The sequence below is a fragment of the Pristimantibacillus sp. Z349TD_6 genome (assembly GCF_056173205.1).
On the sequence record NZ_CM149662.1, the window covers coordinates 2,169,168 to 2,190,944 of the forward strand.

Consider the following 21,777-nt stretch of genomic DNA (forward strand, 5'->3'; position numbering starts at 1 on the left):
CGGGGGCACATCATGTTTGTCGATAAAGCGAAGATATTTGTAAAAGGCGGCGACGGAGGCGATGGTATCGTTTCTTTTCGCCGTGAGAAGTATGTAGAGCAGGGCGGTCCTGCAGGTGGCGACGGAGGCCGAGGCGGCGACTTGATCTTTCAAGTTGACGAGGGTCTGCGTACACTGATGGACTTCCGCTATCAGAAGCATTTCAAGGCTGATCGCGGCGAGCGCGGAAAAGTAAAAAGCATGCACGGAGCGGGCGCTGATGATACAATCGTACGGATTCCACCCGGCACAATAATCGTTGATGATGATACGCAAGAAATTATTGCGGATATGACTCGTCACGGTCAACAAATCGTTATTGCAAAAGGCGGACGCGGCGGACGCGGCAACATTCGCTTTGCTACGCAAAACAATCCAGCTCCTTATATTTCGGAGAATGGTGAAGAAGGACAAGAGCGCTGGGTTGTTCTTGAGCTTAAAGTAATGGCAGATGTAGGCCTTGTTGGTTTCCCAAGCGTAGGCAAATCAACCCTGCTATCTGTCGTTTCTGGCGCTAAGCCGAAGATCGGCGCTTATCACTTTACGACCATTACACCGAATCTAGGTGTCGTTGACGTTGGGGATAGCCGCAGCTTCGTAATGGCTGATTTGCCTGGACTTATCGAGGGAGCGCATGAAGGCGTTGGTCTAGGTCATGAGTTTCTTCGTCATGTAGAGCGGACGAGGGTTATCGTTCATGTTATCGATATGTCAGCGTCTGAAGGACGCGATCCTTTTGATGATTGGGTGAAAATCAACGAGGAGCTTGTTCTCTATAATGAGAAGCTAGCAGATCGTCCGCAAATTATTGCTGCAAACAAAATGGACATGCCGGATTCTGAGGAGCAGCTTGAGTTGTTCAAGCAAAAGCTCGCAGAAGTTAGCGGTGAACGTCAATATGAAATTTTGCCAATCTCCTCGCTAACGAAAAAAGGCGTACAGGAGCTACTATATAAAGCAGCTGATATTCTTGATACGGTTTCAGAAGAAGTTGAAATCGCAGATGTGAAGGATGTTGCTGAACGTAAAGTTTATACGTACGAGAAGCGCGAAGAAACGACTTTTACCATCCATAAGGAAGATGAAGTGTTCGTTATTGTTAGTGCTGGCATTAGCAACTACATGAAACGGATGAATTTGACTTCGTATGATGCGGTTATGCGTTTTGCACGCACGATGCGCAAAATGGGTGTCGATGCCGAGCTTCGCAAGATGGGAGCAAAAGACGGCGATATGGTTCAAATCGGCGACTTTGCTTTTGAATTCTTCGAGGGCAGCGACTATAATCCGAATGGCTAGAGCATTCGCACATATTAACAAATGAAGACGGCGAAAGCCGTCTTTTCTTGTTTTGCCTATTGCCCCAAACGGTATATTTCGATATAATGTCCACTATAGGTGAACAATTGTCTTTTTGAGGAGGACGTATAGTGACGAAACGCTATTATGTCGTTCGAGAGGATATTTTACCGGAAGCGATTATGAAGACGATACAAGTGAAGGAGATGCTTGGCCGAGGAGATGCGGCAACCGTGCATGAGGCGGTTGAACGTGTTGGACTTAGCCGAAGCGCTTTTTATAAGTATAAAGATGGTGTCTACGCGCTAAATGAGCTGGAACGAGAACGTATTGCGACCATTTCTATGGATTTGGAGCATCGTTCAGGCGTACTCTCCAACGTACTTAGCATGGTGGCGAGCCAGGATGGCAATGTGCTGACGATGAATCAGTCCATTCCGCTCCAAGGTTTCGCTAATGTCGTCATTTCGGTCGATATTTCGCAGCTTTCCGGAGAACTGTCATCGCTGGTTGAAATGCTTCGCAGTCAGCCAGGCGTGCGTAAAGCTTCGGTCATCGGACAAGGATAACAGAATGGATAATGGAGGGTATATATGAAGCCGGTTAAAGTTGGTTTATTAGGTCTTGGTACAGTTGGTACAGGTGTAGTTCGAATTGTTGAGGGACATCAGGATGATTTGGCTAGTCAGGTCGGTTCGCCGATCGTAATTGAAAAGGTACTCGTTCAAGACAAAAGCAAATCGCGTAATATTGCAGTGGATGCAAGCAAGCTAACTGAGGATCCTTGGGAAGTCATCCGCCACCCTGAAATTGATGTTATCGTTGAGGTTATGGGTGGAATCGGGCTTACGAAAGAATATATACTAGAAGCGCTGTCCCTCGGCAAACATGTCGTAACGGCAAATAAAGATTTAATGGCAATGCACGGTCCTGAAATATTGGCCAAAGCCAAAGAAAACCGCTGCGATGTTTTGTATGAAGCAAGCGTAGCCGGCGGTATTCCGATTATTCGTACACTTGTCGAAGGTTTCGCCTCCGACCGCATTAATAAAATTATGGGCATTGTGAACGGCACAACGAATTTTATTTTGACAAAGATGAGTCAAGAAGGCGCTTCGTATCTGGATGTGCTTAAAGAAGCGCAGGAGCTTGGTTATGCGGAGTCTGACCCGACATCAGATGTCGAAGGACTTGATGCAGCGCGCAAAATGACAATTCTCGCTACAATCGGATTCCGTGCCAATGTAGCGCTTGAGGATGTATCCGTTCAAGGAATTTCATCGGTATCCAAAGAAGATATTTTGTACGCGAAGCGTCTTGGCTATGAAGTGAAGCTGCTTGGTATCGCAGAGCGTCAGGATGATTTGATCAGCATCAGCGTTCAACCAACGATGGTGAAGCAATCGCATCCTATCGCATCGGTAAACGGCGTGTTTAACGCGGTTTATGTATATGGCGAAGCTGTTGGTGAAACGATGTTCTACGGCGCAGGCGCGGGTGAGCTTCCGACAGCTACGTCTATCGTATCCGATTTGGTAGCCGTTGTGAAAAACCTGAAGCTTGGTGTGAACGGCATGCAGGGAAGCCTTGCTTATAAAGAGAAGAAGCTCAAGACTGACGAGCAGATCTCATCTAAATATTTCATTTTGCTTAAAGTGGCAGATCGTGCCGGCGTTCTTGCACGCATAACGCAAGTATTCGCTGACTTTGAAGTCAGCTTGGAGTCAGTATTGCAGCAGCCGACACCGTCTAATCCGGAAGCTGAGATCATCATCATCACTCATGACGCGAACAAAGCAGCTATCCAGAAGGTGCTTGCTAAGTTTGACTCGCTGGATGTCGTTCATAAAGTGAAAAGCGTCTACCGCGTAGAAGGATAAATCTTATGAACAATCGCAGAGTAATCGTAAAAATACCAGCAAGTACAGCAAATCTCGGACCAGGGTTTGATACGCTTGGGATGGCTCTTTCGCTATACGCATGGATTGAAATGAGCATCTCTGAACAAACGGAATTCCAGTTTTACGGCGATCAAATGAATGGATTGCCAAAGGACAAAACGAATTTAATCTATAAGGTTGCGCAGCTTGTGTTCAAAGAAGCAGGCGTATCCGTGCCAGAGCTCTCGATTTCGATGCACAGCGATATTCCGCTCACTCGCGGACTAGGCAGCAGTGCGTCAGCAATCGTAGGCGCTCTGGTTGCTGCGAACGCATTGATTGGCGGTCCGCTCACGGATGATAAGCTGTTCCAAATGGCAACAGCGCTGGAAGGTCATCCGGACAATGTCGGCGCGTCATTATACGGCGGCATTGTCGTCTCGGCTTGGGATGGGGAGCGAGCAGATTATGTTAGAATTGAGCCGCATCACAAGCTGAAGACGCTTGTCGCGATTCCAGCCTTTCAGCTGTCGACGGAGAAGGCGCGTCATGCGCTTCCGTCTTCAATTAGTATGGCTGACGCCATATTTAACGTCAGCCGCAGCTCTTTGCTCGTCGCAGCGCTTGCTGGCGGCGAGCTAGGTATGATTCGCCATGCGATGAAGGATCGGCTGCACCAGCCTTACCGTGCAGCATTGATTCCCGGCATGGCAACTATACTGGAGCGCGCGGTAGAGCACGGCGCGCTTGGTGCTGCGCTAAGCGGAGCAGGGCCGACGCTGATTGCATTTGTTGAGGATACGGAAGCCGGTGCTGCACACAGCTCGGGCGAATCCATGCTTGAAACATTTCTGCTTGATACGCTGAAGCAGGAGGGCATTGAAGCGAATACGCTATGGCTGTCGCCAAGCGCTCAAGGTCCTCAAATTACGATAGAGGAAATTTCTTCGCAGCCTGCGATTCCTCTTCCGGATCGAATTAAAGGAGATATGAAGCGATGAAGACGATAGCGGTTTTACCTGCTGGATCTGTATCGGATGAGGCAGCAAGACATTTATTCCGCGGTGAAGAAATAAACTGGAAGCATCACCGGCTAATTTCTGATGTGTTCCTGTCTACTGTCAATGGAATAAGTGATTACAGCATCATACCGATCGAGAATACGATTGAGGGTTCTGTTAGCCTTCATATGGACTGGCTTGTACATGAAGTTGATATTCCGATTCAAGCGGAGTGGGTGTACCCCTCCATTCAAAATTTGATCGGCCGACAATCTGAGCTGTTAAACGATAATGGGGAAATGGACTACTCACGTATTACTAAAGTGATCAGCCATCCTGTAGCGATCGCACAGTGCTTGCAATTTCTGCGTACACATCTTCCGCATGCGGTTACAGAACATGTCAGCAGTACAGCTGAGGGCGTTAGAATCGTTCAAAACAACCCGAATGCCGGTTTGGCAGCTATTGGCACGATGACTGCTGCTGCGAACGAGAAGCTTGATGTTCTCGCAAGTGAGATTACAGATCATGATAATAATTACACTCGGTTTTTGCTGGTCGGATCAGAGCCCTATACCGATCGTAAATCCGATAAAATAAAAACGAGCATTTTAATTACATTGCCAGAGGATTACCCGGGAGCGCTCCACCAGGTTCTTTCTGCTTTTGCATGGCGCAAAATCAACTTGACCCGAATTGAATCGCGCCCGACGAAGAAGAAGCTCGGCAATTATTATTTCTTCATCGACATTGATATGGCTCTTGATACCGTTCTGCTTCCTTCAGCCATTCAAGAAATTGAAGCAATCGGATGTCAGGTTCGCGTATTAGGAAGCTATCCAAGCTTTACTGAATTCAAGAAATAAGCATAGCTGGTTGCTCTAAAGTGTAGAATGAAACGATACATGAATAGAAAGCCGAGTTCACTCTGATGGGTGAACTCGGCTTTTTACTATTTTTTTTGTGAAAGTGGAGACACCTGCCCATATTCTGCATAGGATGTAAGGATTGATAATAGGCATTAGCAGTGCCTGGTTATTCAGAACGTGACAGGAGGTTAACAACGAGTGAAAATCCATATTGTGAAGAAAGGCGAGTCGTTATACTTTATCGGCCAAAAGTATAATGTATCGCTCGAAGAGCTTTTGAAGCTGAACCCGGGTATTACGAATCCGGACGCCATTGATGTTGGCATGAAGCTGAAAATTCCTTCAAGCATCGCGGGCGGCGCAGGAGGTGGAATGGACATCATGCATCAGCATATTGTGAAACAAGGTGATACCCTTTGGAAGCTCTCGAAAGCTTGGGGCGTGCCGCTCGCGGATATGATTAAAGCGAATCCGCAGCTCAAAAATCCGAATGTATTGCTTACTGGTGAAGTTGTGAATATCCCTAAAGTAGGCGAAACCATGACTGAAGGAACTGGTGGCCAAGGTACTGGAGGTACTGGACAACAAGCTGGACAGAGCGTGGCACAAAATACGGGAGGTCATCATGCCCTTCACCCAAGCTCAATCATGCAAGGGGTACAGGGCTGGGTCGGAAAGCTTTCTACAGCGCCTATTATTGGAAAAACACCAACAGCTCCAATTGCAGGCAAGACGCCAACTGCGCCTATTGCACCAGCACCGGTAGCCCCTGCTCCTGAAACGCCTGTTGCACCTGTTCAAGAGAAAAAACCAACAGCACCTATTGTGAAGCCAGTAGAACCAGCTCCTCTTCCTGCCCCTAAAGCGGCAGCAGTTGAGCCAGCCAAAAAGGCACTGCCAATCGAAAAGCCTGTTGAGAAAAAGCTAAAACCGATTCATTCCGAATACAAGCCAAATGTTGATTTATTCAAGCAATATGGCATCCCAGCAACCGAAGCATTATCCTTGTATGATTTGCCAAAAGCACCTGAAGCAATCTCGCCAGCTGCACAACAGCCTACTTACGGAGGATATGGGCATCATCAGCCAATGATGACTATGCCAGCTCAGATGGGATATGGTTACGGGCAACCGATGACCATGCCAATTCAGTCGGGCTATGGATTTGGTCAACCAATGACCATGCCAGCTCACATGGAACATGGCTACGGTTACGGAGATTGGCATCAACCTGTGCCATTCGGAAGTACGGTAAGCCCAATGCATGAAGGAAACGAGGCGCCATTTGAGTGTCCGCCGGGGATGGTATTTGTTGGAAGTTACCCATCTCCATCCAGCATGCCTATGGGCGTTGGCCCTGAATGGGGTTATGGTTATCCAATGATAAATCCACTCCAGCATGGCATGCAGGAAAATGGTCAAATGGTAGCCGGAACTTCTGCATTCCCGAACCAAAGCATGGTATCGCCGCTGGCAACACAGCCGAACCAAGGTATGGTATCGCCGCTGGCAACACAGCCGAACCAAGGCATGGTATCGCCGCTGGCAACACAGCCGAACCAAGGCATGGTATCGCCGCTGGCAACACAACCGAACCAAGGCATGGTATCGCCGCTGGCAACAAAGCCGAATAAAGGTAAGGTGTCCCCGCAAGCGACACAGCCAAACCAAGGCAGTGTATCACCGCTGGCAACACAGCCGAACCAAGGCAGTGTATCACCGCTTGCGACACAGCCAAACCAAGGCGCTGTATCGCCATTTGCGACACAGCCAAACCAAGGCGCTGTATCGCCATTTGCGACACAGCCAAACCAAGGCGCTGTATCACCATTTGCGACACAAGCAAACCAAGGCGCTGTATCGCCATTTGCGACACAACCAAACCAAGGCGCTGTATCGCCATTTGCGACACAACCAAACCAAGGCGCTGTATCGCCGTTTGCAACACAGCCAAACCAAGGCATGGTATCGCCATTTGCAACACAGCCGAACCAAGGCATGGTATCGCCGTTTGCAACGCAGCCAAACCAAGGCATGGTATCGCCGTTTGCAACGCAGCCAAACCAAGGCATGGTATCGCCGTTTGCAACACAGCCGAACCAAGGGATGGTATCGCCGTTTGCATCGCAGCCGAACCAAGGGATGGTATCGCCATTTGCAACAGAGCCGAACCAAGGTATGGTATCGCCGTTTGCAACACAGCCGAACCAAGGAATGGCTTTCCCATCGAGCATGCAGCCTGAGTATGGTTATGGCTCCGGCTATGGTCATGGGGGTCATGGGAATGTAATGCCGGTTCAAGTGCAAAATGATGGCGGTTATGGTTATCCTGTAGCAGGTTTTTCCCCATACTCACAGCAGTTTCCATCTAATCAGGGTTGGCCTCAAACAGCCGGTGTAGGCAATATGAATCAAGACGATTGCGGCTGTAAAGGGAATCGTTCTGATCAAAACACCGCAAAGGCGGCTGATGTACAAATTGAAAAACCAGCAAAGATAGTTGTACCAAAGAAATCGAACAAGAAAGCAGTTATTCGAACAGTTTCCACACGGCCTAATAAACCGAAAAAACGTGGAAATCAGCCTTGGATCAATCGTTAAAAGAATACATGCTGCCCCAAAGGTCTACTGTCCTTTGGGGCTTTCTTTATTATGAATACATAATGCTAATCATTTTTTTGAAAAAAACAAGTATCGGACAAGCAGATTAAACTATGGATTCTTACAAATAAATCGTCTTGAATATTTATGTAATTATGGCGCATACTATCAAAAAATATAAAGAAGGGGTCTTCCCTATGATGGAATTCAGCCTTTGGAAAAACTTAAAGAAACGTTTAAAGAGAAAGCGGCGTCCCGTTTGGATGTTAGGCGTTATTATGTTTTGCTTGCTAGCAGGTTGGCTCTTTATCGCTAATAAAAATGTTGTCACAGCTGCACCAAAGCCAACAGCGAATCAAACGAGCGTAATTCAAGAACTGGAGAAGCTTGATGGAGCGCTATCTGCGAAGCTGCGCCTCGTATATGTGTGTGGCGAAGAATCGAAGATGCTAGGTCAATTGATGAGTAAGGAGATTGTTCAGTTAGTGCTTGCACATCCGGAGTGGAAGGTCATGTTGAATCAAGAACAGGGCACCGTTCAGTTTGAAGAGCGTATTGAGGATTTGTCCGAGCATTGTAAAGCGAATGCGTATATGGGCGTCGACAAGAAAGGGAATCTTACACTTTATGACGGTGCTCCAAAAAAAGAAAAGGTCGTTCGAACCTTTTTCCAACTCGATGTACGCTATATGGAGAGCAGTTTGCCACAGGATAAGCTGGACCAGCTTACCAGAGGGATTCGGATAACCGACATGGAAGAATATAATAGTGTTCTATCCACCTATAGCGACTATGCTATTGAGCAAAATCAGAAAGTTATGAACCCAGCCTATCAGCAAGAGTAAGTAACTAAGGAGATCGCACATCATCGTGCGATCTCCTTTCTTTATGTCTAAAGGCCGAAATATCAAACGCGCGTTCTCATTCACGCCATCTTTTGCTATAATGGATGAAGCAACTTTCAGTGAGTATGTGGAGAAAGCAGTTATTTTGAGGAGATGACCGTTTGCGCGTTCTTGGAATTGACCCTGGTTATGCGATCGTTGGATTTGGTTTCATAGATAAGATCGGACACAAGCTTACGCCCGTGCAATACGGTGCGATTCAGACGGAAGCTCATACGCCTTCAGAGCAGCGTTTGCTGCAAGTTTACGAGTCTGCGGGCGCTTTAATGGATAAATATAAGCCGGATACTGTGGGCATAGAGAAACTGTTTTTTAATCGAAACGTGACGACGGCTTTTGATGTGGCGCAGGCTCGAGGCGCTATTATTTTGGCTGCTGCGCAGCGTGGATTGCCTATTGGCGAGTATACGCCGCTTCAAGTAAAGCAGGCGGTTGTTGGTTATGGCAAAGCGGAGAAGAAACAAGTGCAAGAAATGGTTAAGGTTTTTTTGAAGCTTTCGGCAGTGCCGAAGCCCGATGATGTTGCCGATGCGCTCGCTGTTGCGATCTGTCATGCGCACTCGGTCGTACTCAATCAGAAAATAAATGAGGTGAAACGTTCATGATCGATTTTTTAAGAGGCAATGTCGTCCATCTAGAATCCGAATATATCGTTCTGGACGTAAGAGATACCGGCTATCGTGTATTTACTCCTAATCCGTATGCATTTGCAAAAAAAGAAGAGCCCGTCGTCGTCTATATTCATCATAACGTTCGCGAGGATGCTGTTTTGTTGTTTGGCTTTGAGACGAGAGAGGAGCAGACGCTGTTCCGCAAGCTGCTGGAGGTATCCGGCATTGGTCCGCGCGTCGCTTTGGGCATTTTGTCAGGTGGTCGACCGGATGCGGTTATAGCCGCTATTCAGCAGGAAAATATAGCGTTTCTCATTAAGCTTCCGGGCATAGGGAAAAAAACCGCACAGCGGATGATTCTAGATCTAAAGGACAAGCTGATCGGGGCGGGGCTGGATGGAGGTCTTTTGACTGCAGCAGGTGTTGCGCTTGATCTCACATCGAGCAGGCATTCAGGTCAAGGCGCAGGCACCGCTTGGCAGGAAGCAAGGGAAGGGCTTGCTGCGCTGGGCTACACAGCAGCGGAGCTTGATAAAGCATGGAATGGATTGCAGCATAGCGTTACGGCGGAGGAATCAGTCGATTCTTTGATGAAGCGGGCTTTGCAGCAGCTATTTAAAGGTTAAAGTAGGGAGATGAAGGCAGATGGATGATAGAATCATTTCCGCCAACCTGATGATGGAAGATCAGGCAGTTGAGCTCAGCTTGCGTCCCCGTTATTTAGCCGAATATATTGGGCAAACAAAAGCCAAGGAAAACTTGAAAATATATATTGAAGCAGCAAAATTGCGTAAAGAAGCGCTTGATCATGTACTGCTTTATGGCCCCCCGGGTCTTGGTAAAACGACTTTGTCGAACATTATTGCCAATGAGCTTGGAGTGAGCCTTCGCACGACATCCGGACCTGCGATTGAACGTCCTGGTGATCTTGCCGCACTGCTCACGAACCTGCAGGAAGGCGATGTACTCTTTATTGATGAAATTCATCGCCTTCATCGCACGGTAGAAGAAGTATTGTACCCGGCAATGGAAGACTTTGCACTCGACATTATGATTGGCAAAGGGCCGAGCGCGCGATCGGTTCGTCTCGATTTGCCGCCGTTTACCTTGATTGGCGCGACTACAAGGGCAGGGCTTTTATCTGCGCCGCTTCGTGATCGTTTTGGTGTAGTGAGCCGATTAGAATTTTATACGATGGATGAGCTTGCGTTCATTGTTGCGAGAACAGCAGAAATATTGAACGTCAGCATTGTAGGTGAAGCGGCTTCTGAGATTGCAATGCGGTCTCGAGGAACACCGCGGATTGCGAATCGTCTTCTTAAACGAGTGCGTGATTTCGCGCAGGTGCGCGGCGACGGAGTGATTACACATGACATCGCGCGTTCGGCGCTTGAACTGCTGCAGGTAGATAAAATGGGACTCGATCTCATCGATTTCAAAATGCTGCAAGCGATGATGACTACTTTTGCCGGCAGGCCAGTTGGCCTTGATACAATCGCAGCAACGATAGGCGAGGAAAGCCAAACGATTGAGGATGTCTATGAGCCGTATTTAATGCAAATCGGTTTTTTACAGCGAACGCCGCGAGGCCGGATTGCTACGGAAAACGCCTATCGTCACCTAGGTCTACCGATACCGGGGAGGTAGTACGCCATGAGTTCCAGAGCCAAAGGTGCCGCTGAGAAACTTTATGTTATCTATGATGGCCATTGCAATCTGTGCCTGGGTTCCATTGCGAAGCTGAAGGAGCTTCATTCTAAAGCGGATTTGCATTATGTTCAAATTCAACAGTTGGAGGCAGCAGGCAGTACGGAACAGCTAATTCCTTCCGTTGGTTTGTTGAAATTTGATGAGTTGTATGAGAAAATGCATGTTGCTGATGAGCAGGGGCAGCTCTTTGCTGGTGCGGATGGAATTGTCCGTATATTAAGAACGGTAAAGGGCTTTCGCTGGCTATCAGTAATTTATCGAATACCTGGTATGAAAAGCATAGCTAATCGTATGTACAAATTTGTAGCCAAAAGAAGATATGAATGGTTTGGATCTACAGAACAAAGCTGTTCCGTTAATGGCTGCGAATTGCCGCAGAAGAGGGAGGAGAACAACAGGAATGTCAATTAAACGGAATATGAAGCGTTACTTAATTATGACGATCGCAATTGTACTGCTTGCTACAGCATGGACAGGCTCTCCATCACAGGCAGCAGTGCCAAAGCTCGACAATATCCGAGTTGCTTTGTTCATGCAATTGCCTGGGAAATACGATGATACGACAGCAGCTGCCACATTTTCATCAACGGGTGGAATGAGCATCGGTGTAAGGCAGCCTGATGGCATCAATAATTGGTTTAATGTAGATGGAGCAGCTACAGCTCGATTCGCAGTTGACAGCTTTAAAGTCAAAGTGTACGAGAGCTCCACGTTTGCTTCAGCTCTAGCTGTACAGAAACGTTTGCAAGCTTTGAAAGGTACTGCTTTTATAACCTCCCTTTCAAAAAATGGTGCAATCATCTATCAGGTTATTGAAGGTACATACAAAACAGCTGCAGAAGCTGTTACTGCGCAAACGAAGTGGAAGGGTGATAGTGAGCTGTCTAAGCTAGTTGGCGGCTCGAACTCGGTAGTTCAAGGCCCACTTCATTTGGAGAGCGCTCCTTTGACCAGCAAAGCGGATGCGATAGCAGCAGCCAGCGGCTTCGGCGCAGTTGGCCTCGATGCCTATGTTGCTATTCGTTCACAGCAAAATGGATCAGCGTACTACTCGGTAATGGTAGGGGCGGCTGTATCAGCTGCTGAGCTGCAAATTGTTAAAGCAGCTGCCGCAAATACTTCAGGCGGAGCGGCTTTGAAGGAGGCCGATGCTAGTTCGGCTTACTTGCTCATAAGAAATGACCATACCGTAACTGCCAAAGCTGAAAGCAGTTCTGAGCTGTATTTGTTTGCTGGCAACGACACGAAGGTTACGGTGTCTCCAATCGGGAATGATCCAATTAAGCTAAACGAGCGGAGCGCTCGCAGCTATAGAGGACTATTTGAGCTTAGTATATTAAATGGACGGATGGCAGTCGTAAATGAACTTCCATTTGAACAATATTTATATTCCGTTGTAGGTGTGGAAATGTACCCTACATGGCCGATCGAAGCACTTAAGGCACAAGCGGTTGCTGCACGCACTTATGCCTTAAATCGAGGATTTGGTTTCCAGATTGCACATGTTGTGGATACGACTTTAAGCCAAGCTTATTACGGTGTAGGCTCAGAGCGGCCATCAACCATTGCTGCCGTCGAAGAGACAGCAGGCGAAGTTGCAATGTACAATGGAAAAGCTATTGATGCGATCTATTCAGCCAACAGTGGTGGATTTACGGCTGATGCCAAAGAAGCGTGGGGGAATGCAGTTCCTTATATGCAGGCTGTCAAAAGCCCGGACGCTTCATCGGAGGCAGGTTTGAACAATTGGTACCGCGTTGTTGTCCCTAGCGGAGCTATTGGTTATATTAGAGAGGATTTACTAGCCGAGACAGGAGAAACGACAGCAGCAGGAAGTCGTATCATGCTAGTAAATACAAACGGCACAAAAGTGCGCAAGCATCCACTTATTCAGGATACGATCCCTGTCATTGCAACGGTTGACAACGGAACACGGGTCGTTGTGCTGGATAAAAGTGTAGAATCCAATTCAATGACTTGGATACGTGGTCCTTACAGCGCACAAGAAATGTTAACAACGATTAACGGCAAAGTGAAGACTCCCGTCTCAGGTCCGCTCAAATCACTCGAAGTGAGCCAGCGCGGCGCTTCAGGACGTGCGACAGAAATTACAGCAAATGGACAAAAGCTAGCTGTTACTTATCCAATTGATTATCGTGCTGCACTAGGTGTACAAGGGTCTTTGCCAAGTACGTTGTTCCAGATTGAGGAAACTGCGAAGGTTGCTATGATTGGTGCTGGATCAGCAACACGTACGAAGCCGTCGGATTCGAATCCTGTTTATATGATTAGTGCCGGAGGCGCAAAAACAGAGGCGGTTAACGCTAACTTGTTTATATTAGATGGCAGCGGTAATATTCGCGCAGCTACGAAGGAGCCTTCGTTCCGTTTTGTAGGGTCTGGCAACGGACACGGGGTCGGATTATCGCAATACGGAGCATTAAGCCTAGCTCAGCAAGGGTATGACTATCAATATATTTTGAAATACTACTACAAAGATGTCACCATCGCTAAGGAATGATTGAATCGATATGAACGTAGAATGGTTTGATTTTGAATTACCGGAACATTTAATTGCTCAGACGCCATTGCTTGACAGAACGGCCTCGAAATTGCTTGCATTAAACAAGCAAACAGGCGAATTGACGCACAATAGATTTACGGATTTAGAGCAGTATGTTAAGCCTGGAGATGTCCTAGTTCTAAATGACACTAGAGTTATTCCAGCCAGGTTGACGGGGATGAAGAGCGATACGGGCGCTAAGATTGAGCTGTTGTTATTGAAACAGCTCGAGGATGGCAGCTGGGATGCGCTCGGAAAACCGGCAAAACGTTTAAAGGTCGGCACCGCTCTATCCTTTGGAGATGATGGTGCAGGCAATCCGCTGCTGCGCGCTGTTGTTCTGCAAGAAGGCGAAATGGGCGGACGTACGATACGGTTTGAATATGAGGGGATATTCCAGGAGCTGCTTGACCGTCTTGGAGAAATGCCATTGCCTCCGTATATCAAGGAAAGGCTTGAAGAACGCGAGCGATATCAGACCGTGTATTCCAAACATGCGGGGTCGGCAGCAGCACCAACGGCGGGCTTGCATTTTACAGATGAATTTCTTCAGCGTCTGCAGGCGAAGGGCGTTAAGCTCGCCTACGTAACACTGCATGTTGGACTAGGCACATTCCGTCCAATGTCCGTCGACCTTGTTGAGGATCATGAAATGCATGCAGAGTATTATGAGCTGAATGAACAAAATGCCGCAATAATTAATGAAGCCAAACGGAGCGGAGCACGTATTATCGCTGTAGGGACAACCTCATCTCGCACGCTGGAAACTGTTGCTGCTCGCTTTGAAGGAAAAGCAATCGAAGCTTGCAACGGCTGGACATCTATTTTTATTTTCCCAGGTTACGAGTTTAAGCTTGTCAATGCATTACTCACCAATTTTCATCTGCCAAAGTCAACGCTCGTTATGCTTGTAAGTGCGCTGGCTGGACGAGATGCTGTCATGCACGCCTATGAAGAAGCGATTGCTCATGAATATCGATTTTTCAGCTTTGGCGATGCCATGTTTATTTACTAATTAGGAATAGGAAGCGTGAATTGTGGCTGTAAAATATGAATTAATCAAACAATGCAAACAATCAGGAGCAAGACTAGGACGTGTACACACTCCGCATGGTGTGATTGAGACGCCTACCTTTATGCCGGTAGGCACACAAGCTACTGTGAAAACGATGGCTCCAGAAGAGCTGAAAGCGATGGATGCTCAAATTATTTTGAGCAACACTTACCATTTGTTCCTAAGACCGGGACATGACATTGTAAGAAATGCTGGTGGATTGCATAAGTTCATGAACTGGGATCGTCCAATTCTAACAGACAGCGGCGGATTCCAAGTTTTTAGTCTTAGCGAAATGCGTAAGATTACCGAGGAAGGCGTACACTTTCGTTCCCATCTCAATGGCGACAAAAAATTTCTTTCACCAGAAGTAGCGATGGAAATTCAAAATGCTCTTGGCTCTGATATTATGATGGCATTTGATGAATGTCCGCCATTTCCTGCCGAGCATGACTATGTGAAGAAATCGTTGGAGCGTACGACACGTTGGGCAGAGCGCTGCCTTAAGGCTCACGCAAGACCGCATGACCAAGGGCTGTTCGCTATCGTTCAAGGGGGGATGTACAAAGATTTGCGTATTCAAAGCGCAAATGATTTGACTTCCATGGATTTCCCGGGGTATGCTATTGGTGGACTGAGTGTTGGAGAGCCTAAACATTTGATGTATGATGTTCTCGACTATACGGTTCCCATTTTGCCAGCGAATAAACCACGCTACCTTATGGGAGTTGGATCGCCGGATGCATTAATTGAAGGGTCTATCCGCGGTATTGATATGTTCGATTGTGTTCTGCCAACGCGTATTGCTCGCAATGGGACAACTATGACAAGCCAAGGCAGACTCGTCATCCGTAATGCGAAGTACGCTGAGGATTATGGTCCTCTGGATCCAGAGTGCTCATGCTATACATGCACGAATTATTCCAGAGCTTATATCCGGCATTTAATTAAAGCGGATGAGACGTTCGGTATGAGGCTGACGACTTATCACAATTTGCATTTCTTGCTACAACTCATGCGGGACGTTCGGCAAGCGATCATGGATGACCGGCTTTTGGATTTCCGGGATTCCTTCTTCACAAGCTACGGCCTGTTCGATAATGAGAAAGGGTTTTGAAAGGAGGGATTTCGATGTTGCAAGCAGCAGGTGAAGCAGGATCAACAAATATCCTACAAATGATTTGGCCTTTTGTGCTTATGTTTGCGGTTTTTTATTTCTTGCTTATCCGTCCGCAGCAGAAGAAACAAAAGACTCGTGCAAGCATGCTTAACCAATTGAAGAAAGGCGATAAAATTTCAACAATTGGTGGATTGCATGGCACAGTCGTTGAGCTGAGTGACGATACGGTTGTTATTCGTGTCAACGATACAACTAAAATGACATTTGAGCGCAGTGCAATTAATACAATTATCAACTCCGCACCAGCGTCGGTTGATTTAGAGAAATAATTAAAAAAACCGACTGACATGCTTGCATGTCAGTCGGTTTTTTTTTTGTAAATGTTCATTTCTTCATATTTACGCCAATCATACCGCCAAATGCGCCTGATAGGAGAGCAGCGCCTAGAAGAAGGATGCTGTGTACGGATAAGGAAGCATTTGAAGCAAGAAAGCTGATAATGATAACGATTACGCCGTAAAGCAAACCGAGCAATGCGCCATTATACCAGCCTTTGTTCTCAGAGCGTCTTCCTGATGTAAAGCCCCCCGCTAGTGCTGCGAAGCCGTGAACCAGCATGGCGTTAGAGGGCAGACTGCTTTCCTTCATTGCCGTAAAATGCAAAAGCAGTGAGAGCAGCAATGCGCCTACTGCTAGCCAAATGATTGAAAAAAGCACTCCGGCAAGCAAAGGTGAAGCGATTAAAGGCGGCTTAGGTGCTTGTTTAACCGAACTCATCATATTCCCCCCAGCGTTATGAACGTATTACTTATCCATATGGTCAAGCCAGGTAGAATAGTACAGGAATCAGCTTGTCAGTATGTATTTATGAGCAGCATATTCCGCATTGCCATATATTCGTATAAACAGCAGGAGTATGATGTTGTAACACGTAGGTCAGAATAGCTTTACGGACAAAACGCAGCTGGCATCAGCTCGAATGATAAAGACGAGGAGGCGGTTTCCTTTGGAATTTTGGGGCCTGTTGATCCGGACGATAATGATTTATTTCGTCGTATTTCTGATCATGCGTTTTATGGGGAAACGAGAAATCGGTAAACTTTCCGTGTTCGATCTCGTTATTTCAGTCATGATTGCTGAGATTGCAGTCATTGTTATTGAAGACATGGAGCGGGCGATGTGGGAAGGCATCTTACCGATGGTCGTTTTGATGATTATTCAAGTAGGCAGTGCTTTTATGACGATGAAGAGTCGAAAGCTAAGGCTTCTGTTTGATGGCAAACCAAGTGTAATTATTGACAAGGGCAAGTTGAATAGTGACGTTATGCGCAAGCAGCGGTACAATCTGGATGATCTAATGCTGCAGTTAAGGGAAAATAAAATCAGTGCTGTATCGGATGTTGAATTTGCGATTTTGGAGACGAGCGGTAAGCTGTCCGTCATACCCAAGGAAAATGCTGATGAGTCTGAAGAGGGCAGTAATGAAGATCAGGAATCAGAGCGATCCGACCAAAAGCTGAAGCAGTACAATCAAACGAATATTTTTCCACCGAAATATCGCTTTGAGATATTGCCTGTCCCGCTTATTATGGATGGCAAGGTGCAGGACAAAAACTTGGAAAATCTTGAAAAGACAAGATTTTGGCTAAAAAATGTATTGCAGGAAAGAGGCGTCTTCGATTTTAAGGACGTGTTTTTTTGTACGATTGACTATAAAGGGAAGTTGTTTATTGATACGCACGACAAAAAACCGCGTTAAAGAGAGGGCTTTTCCCTTTCTTTACCGCGGTTTTTATCATTCGACGACCTTACCATTGTTATTTAAACCAAGCCCCAAACAATGGTATACGCGCCATATCGTGGCGATCAATGATTTTCATTACGATCATCAAAATTAAATAAATGATTACGCTAGCTGCGCATGCAAGAAGTAAATTTACCCATTCCATGGAGAGCGGTTCATGATTCATCGTAAACTTGGCGGCAGCTCCCATAATAATCATAGCGGTGCCAACTTTTACAAAATCAAGCACTTTCATATGGAAGCCAATGAACCGCAATACGCTAATGCCATGCAATAATGTGACGAGTACGATATTAACATTAATGGCGATTAAAGCTCCATAAATTCCAAAATCAGCATTCGATGCAAGTTGGACAATAAGAAATAGCTTGACCACCGCACCAATTAATGTGTTAATTAATGCCGTTCCCGGTTTATTTAGTGCTTGGAGTGCTGCTTGCAGAGGAGCCTGCAGATAGATGAAAATGCCAACGGGAGCGATGAGCTGGAGCATCGGAGCTATTTCGACATGGTTATAAACGATACGGCAAATCGGTTCAGCTAACAAAGCCATAATAACAACAAAAGGCGCCCCTGAAACAAGTGCAAGCCTCATCGATTGATGCAGCCGTTTGTGAATTAACGCATGATCTCCGCGTGCAGCCGCTTCGGATAAGGAGGGTACCAAAGAAACAGCAAGAGAGTAGGTTAATGCTGTTGGCAGTAAAAGCAGCGGTATGATCATTCCTTGCAATGCTCCGTATTGCGCTGTGGCGACGCCCGTTGTAATTCCTGCCGCCGCTAAGCTCCGAACGGTAAAGATGGATTCCAGCAAATAGGAGAAGGAGCCGACTAATCGACTGCCTGTAACGGGAATGGATAAGCTAAGTAATTTTCGCAATACAGGAATGTTTTTTCCTGGTTTTTCATTTGGTTGACTGAGAGCTTTTTGTTTGATACGGGATTTGTCTCTGTAGTATTTCCAAAGCAGTACGGCGAGGCCGCCGATCTCTCCAAGCACGGCTCCAAGCATAGCGCCGGCAGCCGCCCATTCAAGTCCATAGGGCAGGAACATGAAGGAAAATGATAGCGATGCAACAATGCGCAGCAAGGTTTCTACGATTTGAGATACCGCGGTAGGAATCATGTTCTGTTTGCCTTGGAAGTAACCTCGATAAACTGAAGATATGCCAATAATGAGCAGCATAGGCGTCATAACCATAAAGGTGCGGTATACTCGGGCATCCGGCAGCACATGCTTCGTTATCCAAGGTGCAAAAAGAAGCATGAGTGCGGTCAACAATATGCCTAGCGAAGTAACGAGGAGCATTGCCGTTCGAAAAATATACTTTACTCGTTTGGAATCGCCTTGCGACTCCGCTTCAGCAATCCATTTGGCAACGGCAAGCGGAATGCCTCCTGTGATGAGGGTTATCATGACAGTTAGAAACGGATAGCTTAGCTGGTATAATCCAACACCCTCTGCCCCCATAATACGGGGGAGGGCAATGCGAGGTATGAAACCAAGCAGCCTGTTAATTAAACCTGCGGCAAGCAATATCATGGCGCCTTTTATAAAGTTTTGCTTTGTTTGATCCGATCGTTTTGTCATTATGTTGTACCCTCTTCTCTATCATGAAATAACCAAATCCTGCCTGATATTGATGTGAGTCGAAGTGTTTAGACAAGCATGTACTATCATCTTTATGCTCGGCATGTCCAGTTCCATGTCAGTCAATTTATAGATTAGCAATGAAGCGGGCAGGAAAAAGGCAGAGGTACAGCGAATAGATGGGATACAGCTTTATGTCATAAGCTTTTGGGAGGCGCAGCATGGCAGACGAAGAATTAAATCGTATGATTGAGGAGCTATGCAACAGCAAAGCGGAGGAATTTCATCTCATTGGCTACGAACATGTAACGGGTCAAGAGGTTTGGGAATGCGTTAGCCAGAAATATAACAAATCGGGGCAGCCCGAGCTGCATGAATTAGTAAATGATATTTTATCTTTAAAAGTTATGAAATTTATGAATTTCATGACGATAAGCGCATACAAAGGAACCCAATTTTAAATTGACGGTTTCTTTTTTTTTGACTCGATTTTGTCCCGTCTGTATAATAGGAATATTGAGATCATAAGGGGGATTTAGACGTATGTTCGGGAAGAGAATAATTGCCTTCCTTGCGATCGTAGTCATTATGTTTGGCGTTATCGCTTGGACAAGCCCATCGCTAGTGAAAGACGTAAGGCTAGGCCTTGATTTGAAAGGCGGATTTGAGGTTTTGTACGAAGCTACGCCGCTTGAAGGTGGAGAAGCTGTAACACCGCAATCACTAAAGGAAACGGCTAAAAGTTTGGAAAAACGGATTGACGAGCTCGGTATTGTGGAGCCGGAAATTACAACTGAAGGCTCAAACCGTATTCGTTTGAGACTTGCAGGAGTTGCGAACGAGAATGAAGTAAGAGAGATTCTTGCCAAACCAATTAATTTAACGTTCCGCGGACCTGACGGCAAGATCGAGCTGGACGGCAGCGATTTTAAGCAAAATGGCGCAGGTGTTGGTTATGACAACTTAAGCAAACCTTTTGTTACGATCGAACTTAAGGATGCGAAAAAATTCGAGGAAATTACGACACGGTTGATCGGTTCGTACTTAGCGATCTATCTCGATGATAAAGAGCTTTCCAGACCATCCGTAAGAGAACCGATTTCAGGTGGATCAGCGACAATTACAGGTGAATATACCGTAAATGAAGCGAGAGAAATGGCCGATATGATTAACCTCGGCGCATTGCCTCTCAAGCTCACTGAGAAATATACGCAAAGCGTTGGCGCTAAACTAGGACTAGCTTCCTTGAAAGACACCGTTGAGGCGGGTGTTATCGGAACAGTCATTATTTTGATATTCCTTGTTATTTTGTTCCGTATTCCAGGCATTGTAGCTGGTATTACAGTAATTACTTATACTTGGCTCTTGATCGTAGTATTTAATTTAATGAATGCGACCCTAACACTCCCAGGTATAGCCGCCTTTGTGCTTGGTATAGGTATGGCGGTCGATGCGAATATCATCATGTATGAGCGGATTAAGGAAGAGATTCGAAGCGGGAAAAGCTTGCTTTCATCGCTTAAAGCTGGATCGAAAAACTCATTCCGTACCATTATGGATGCGAACATTACGAACATCATTTCAAGTGCAGTATTGTACTTTATCGGTAACGGAGCGATTCGTGGTTTTGCATTAACGATGATTTTCAGTATTTTGGTAAGTATGCTTACAAACATCTTCTTGTCCCGCTTTTTAATTATGCTCCTTATTAAGAGCAACCTGTTTACAAAACCAAGCTACTATGGTGTGAAGGAGGCAGAAATCCGTGAACTTTAATACAAAAATTCGTTATGATTTCATCGGGAACCGCAATAAGTTCTTTCTGTTCTCGATCACGTTAACCGTAATCGGCATCTTGTCTTTGCTTTTTTTCAGCCTTAATTTCGGTGTTGATTTCAAGGCCGGTACGAATATGGATATTTCAGTAGGCAAAGCAGTAACCCAGCAGGATGCGAAAGAAATTCTTGTGAAAGCAGGAATCGAAGGCATCACGCCTACAGTTGGCGGTACAGGTGAAGAACGTGTAACGGCTCGTTTTGACGAAGTGCTTACACAAGCCAAAATTACTGAAATTCAAGACTTATTTAAAGCGAAGTATGGTGATCAAGTATCGGCTGAGGTTAACGTCGTATCGCCGGACATGGCGCAGGAGCTTGGGATCAAAACGATCTGGGCAGTACTGATTGCCAGCGTAGCCATTATGATTTATGTCATGATTCGTTTTGAATGGCGCTTCGCACTAGCTGCGAACATAGCGATTTTGTATGATGCTTTTGTCGTTGTCGCGTTGTTCTCGATATTCCGTCTGGAAGTTGATCTTCCGTTTATTGCGGCGGTATTGACCACTATCGGTTATTCTATCAATGATAAAATCGTTATTTTTGACCGGATTCGTGAAAATCTTCGGTTTGGTCAATATAAAAACCGTGAGCAGCTCGCTGAGATGGTTAACGCAAGTATCTGGCAAACAATGGCGCGTAATATCTATACTGTATTAGCAGTGCTTATCGTTGCAGTATGTTTGTTCATCTTCGGAAGCGAGTCAATCAAGCTATTTGCCCTTGCAAAAATCATTGGTCTTACAAGCGGTGCGTACTCGTCCATTTGTATCGCGAGCCCGCTATGGCTAATGCTAAAAGGCAGACAAAAGCCAAAGGCTGTTGTTAAGAAAACAGCTTAATAATAAGCAGTTGAATGCTTACGAAGTGGTTTTGCATGCGCAAAACCTTT

21 protein-coding genes are annotated in these 21,777 nt (G+C 46.2%); 19 read left to right on the forward strand and 2 right to left on the reverse strand.

What is annotated here, in order from left to right; all coding sequences use genetic code 11:
• Positions 1-12 precede the first annotated feature (12 nt).
• The 15 genes from obgE (at position 13) to yajC (ending at position 15,981) form a co-directional block, all read left to right on the forward strand.
• Positions 13-1,338: a GTPase ObgE gene (obgE, locus tag AC0VYE_RS09330; protein ID WP_076270849.1), complete on the forward strand. Its 1,326-nt coding sequence runs from the start codon at positions 13-15 to the stop codon at positions 1,336-1,338.
• A gap of 131 nt (positions 1,339-1,469) precedes the next feature.
• Positions 1,470-1,907 (forward strand): ACT domain-containing protein, encoded by a 438-nt coding sequence (locus tag AC0VYE_RS09335; RefSeq protein WP_076270848.1) that lies wholly within the window; start codon positions 1,470-1,472, stop codon positions 1,905-1,907.
• 24 nt (positions 1,908-1,931) lie between these two features.
• Positions 1,932-3,218 (forward strand): homoserine dehydrogenase, encoded by a 1,287-nt coding sequence (locus tag AC0VYE_RS09340; RefSeq protein WP_076270847.1) that lies wholly within the window; start codon positions 1,932-1,934, stop codon positions 3,216-3,218.
• A 5-nt stretch (positions 3,219-3,223) separates the two neighbouring features.
• A complete protein-coding gene (gene thrB / locus AC0VYE_RS09345) occupies positions 3,224-4,219 on the forward strand; it encodes a homoserine kinase (protein ID WP_076270846.1) in 996 nt (331 codons plus the stop codon).
• Positions 4,216-5,085 carry a prephenate dehydratase gene (gene pheA, locus AC0VYE_RS09350; RefSeq protein WP_430057746.1) on the forward strand — a complete coding sequence of 290 codons (870 nt, stop codon included), beginning with the start codon at positions 4,216-4,218 and terminating at the stop codon, positions 5,083-5,085. Before thrB ends, pheA begins: the two co-directional genes overlap by 4 nt.
• Positions 5,086-5,286: 201 nt before the next feature.
• Positions 5,287-7,689 (forward strand): LysM peptidoglycan-binding domain-containing protein, encoded by a 2,403-nt coding sequence (locus AC0VYE_RS09355; protein WP_475447401.1) that lies wholly within the window; start codon positions 5,287-5,289, stop codon positions 7,687-7,689.
• A 197-nt stretch (positions 7,690-7,886) separates the two neighbouring features.
• Complete coding sequence (locus AC0VYE_RS09360) at positions 7,887-8,534, forward strand: BofC C-terminal domain-containing protein (protein ID WP_475447402.1); 648 nt, start codon at positions 7,887-7,889, stop codon at positions 8,532-8,534.
• 161 nt (positions 8,535-8,695) lie between these two features.
• A complete protein-coding gene (gene ruvC / locus AC0VYE_RS09365) occupies positions 8,696-9,199 on the forward strand; it encodes a crossover junction endodeoxyribonuclease RuvC (protein WP_076270842.1) in 504 nt (167 codons plus the stop codon).
• Entirely contained in the window at positions 9,196-9,831 is a 636-nt protein-coding gene (gene ruvA, locus AC0VYE_RS09370) for a Holliday junction branch migration protein RuvA (RefSeq protein ID WP_054027250.1), read from the forward strand. The genes ruvC and ruvA overlap by 4 nt, the downstream gene beginning before the upstream one ends.
• A 19-nt stretch (positions 9,832-9,850) precedes the next feature.
• The gene (gene ruvB, locus AC0VYE_RS09375) at positions 9,851-10,852 is read left to right on the forward strand and encodes a Holliday junction branch migration DNA helicase RuvB (RefSeq protein ID WP_076270841.1); all 1,002 of its coding nucleotides are present in this window, start codon (positions 9,851-9,853) and stop codon (positions 10,850-10,852) included.
• Between the two features lie 6 nt (positions 10,853-10,858).
• Entirely contained in the window at positions 10,859-11,326 is a 468-nt protein-coding gene (locus AC0VYE_RS09380) for a thiol-disulfide oxidoreductase DCC family protein (RefSeq protein WP_076270840.1), read from the forward strand.
• A complete protein-coding gene (locus AC0VYE_RS09385; protein ID WP_475447406.1) occupies positions 11,316-13,436 on the forward strand; it encodes a SpoIID/LytB domain-containing protein in 2,121 nt (706 codons plus the stop codon). Before AC0VYE_RS09380 ends, AC0VYE_RS09385 begins: the two co-directional genes overlap by 11 nt.
• Positions 13,437-13,446: 10 nt before the next feature.
• On the forward strand, positions 13,447-14,493 hold the full coding sequence (gene queA / locus AC0VYE_RS09390) for a tRNA preQ1(34) S-adenosylmethionine ribosyltransferase-isomerase QueA (RefSeq protein WP_475447408.1): 1,047 nt from the start codon (positions 13,447-13,449) through the stop codon (positions 14,491-14,493).
• A 22-nt stretch (positions 14,494-14,515) separates the two neighbouring features.
• A complete protein-coding gene (tgt, locus tag AC0VYE_RS09395; protein ID WP_179089915.1) occupies positions 14,516-15,649 on the forward strand; it encodes a tRNA guanosine(34) transglycosylase Tgt in 1,134 nt (377 codons plus the stop codon).
• Positions 15,650-15,663: 14 nt separating this feature from the next.
• Complete coding sequence (gene yajC / locus AC0VYE_RS09400) at positions 15,664-15,981, forward strand: preprotein translocase subunit YajC (protein ID WP_076270836.1); 318 nt, start codon at positions 15,664-15,666, stop codon at positions 15,979-15,981.
• A 55-nt stretch (positions 15,982-16,036) separates the two neighbouring features.
• On the opposite strand, the gene AC0VYE_RS09405 is transcribed toward yajC, so the two are convergent.
• On the reverse strand, positions 16,037-16,432 hold the full coding sequence (locus tag AC0VYE_RS09405; RefSeq protein ID WP_256711052.1) for a TIGR04086 family membrane protein: 396 nt from the start codon (positions 16,430-16,432) through the stop codon (positions 16,037-16,039).
• Between the two features lie 259 nt (positions 16,433-16,691).
• Between AC0VYE_RS09405 and AC0VYE_RS09410 the strand changes: the two genes are divergently transcribed.
• Positions 16,692-17,411, forward strand: coding sequence for a YetF domain-containing protein (locus AC0VYE_RS09410; protein WP_475449503.1), 720 nt, complete (start codon positions 16,692-16,694; stop codon positions 17,409-17,411).
• Positions 17,412-17,469: 58 nt separating this feature from the next.
• Here AC0VYE_RS09410 and spoVB read toward each other — a convergent pair whose 3' ends face one another.
• The gene (gene spoVB / locus AC0VYE_RS09415) at positions 17,470-19,047 is read right to left on the reverse strand and encodes a stage V sporulation protein B (protein WP_076270833.1); all 1,578 of its coding nucleotides are present in this window, start codon (positions 19,045-19,047) and stop codon (positions 17,470-17,472) included.
• A gap of 221 nt (positions 19,048-19,268) precedes the next feature.
• On the opposite strand from spoVB, the gene AC0VYE_RS09420 reads away from it, so the two are divergent.
• From AC0VYE_RS09420 to secF, 3 genes are all read left to right on the forward strand, one after another.
• Positions 19,269-19,508: a post-transcriptional regulator gene (locus tag AC0VYE_RS09420; protein WP_076270832.1), complete on the forward strand. Its 240-nt coding sequence runs from the start codon at positions 19,269-19,271 to the stop codon at positions 19,506-19,508.
• A gap of 82 nt (positions 19,509-19,590) precedes the next feature.
• Positions 19,591-20,823 carry a protein translocase subunit SecD gene (gene secD, locus AC0VYE_RS09425; RefSeq protein ID WP_076270831.1) on the forward strand — a complete coding sequence of 411 codons (1,233 nt, stop codon included), beginning with the start codon at positions 19,591-19,593 and terminating at the stop codon, positions 20,821-20,823.
• Positions 20,813-21,727, forward strand: coding sequence for a protein translocase subunit SecF (gene secF, locus AC0VYE_RS09430; protein WP_475447412.1), 915 nt, complete (start codon positions 20,813-20,815; stop codon positions 21,725-21,727). Before secD ends, secF begins: the two co-directional genes overlap by 11 nt.
• The last annotated feature ends 50 nt before the right edge of the window (positions 21,728-21,777 follow it).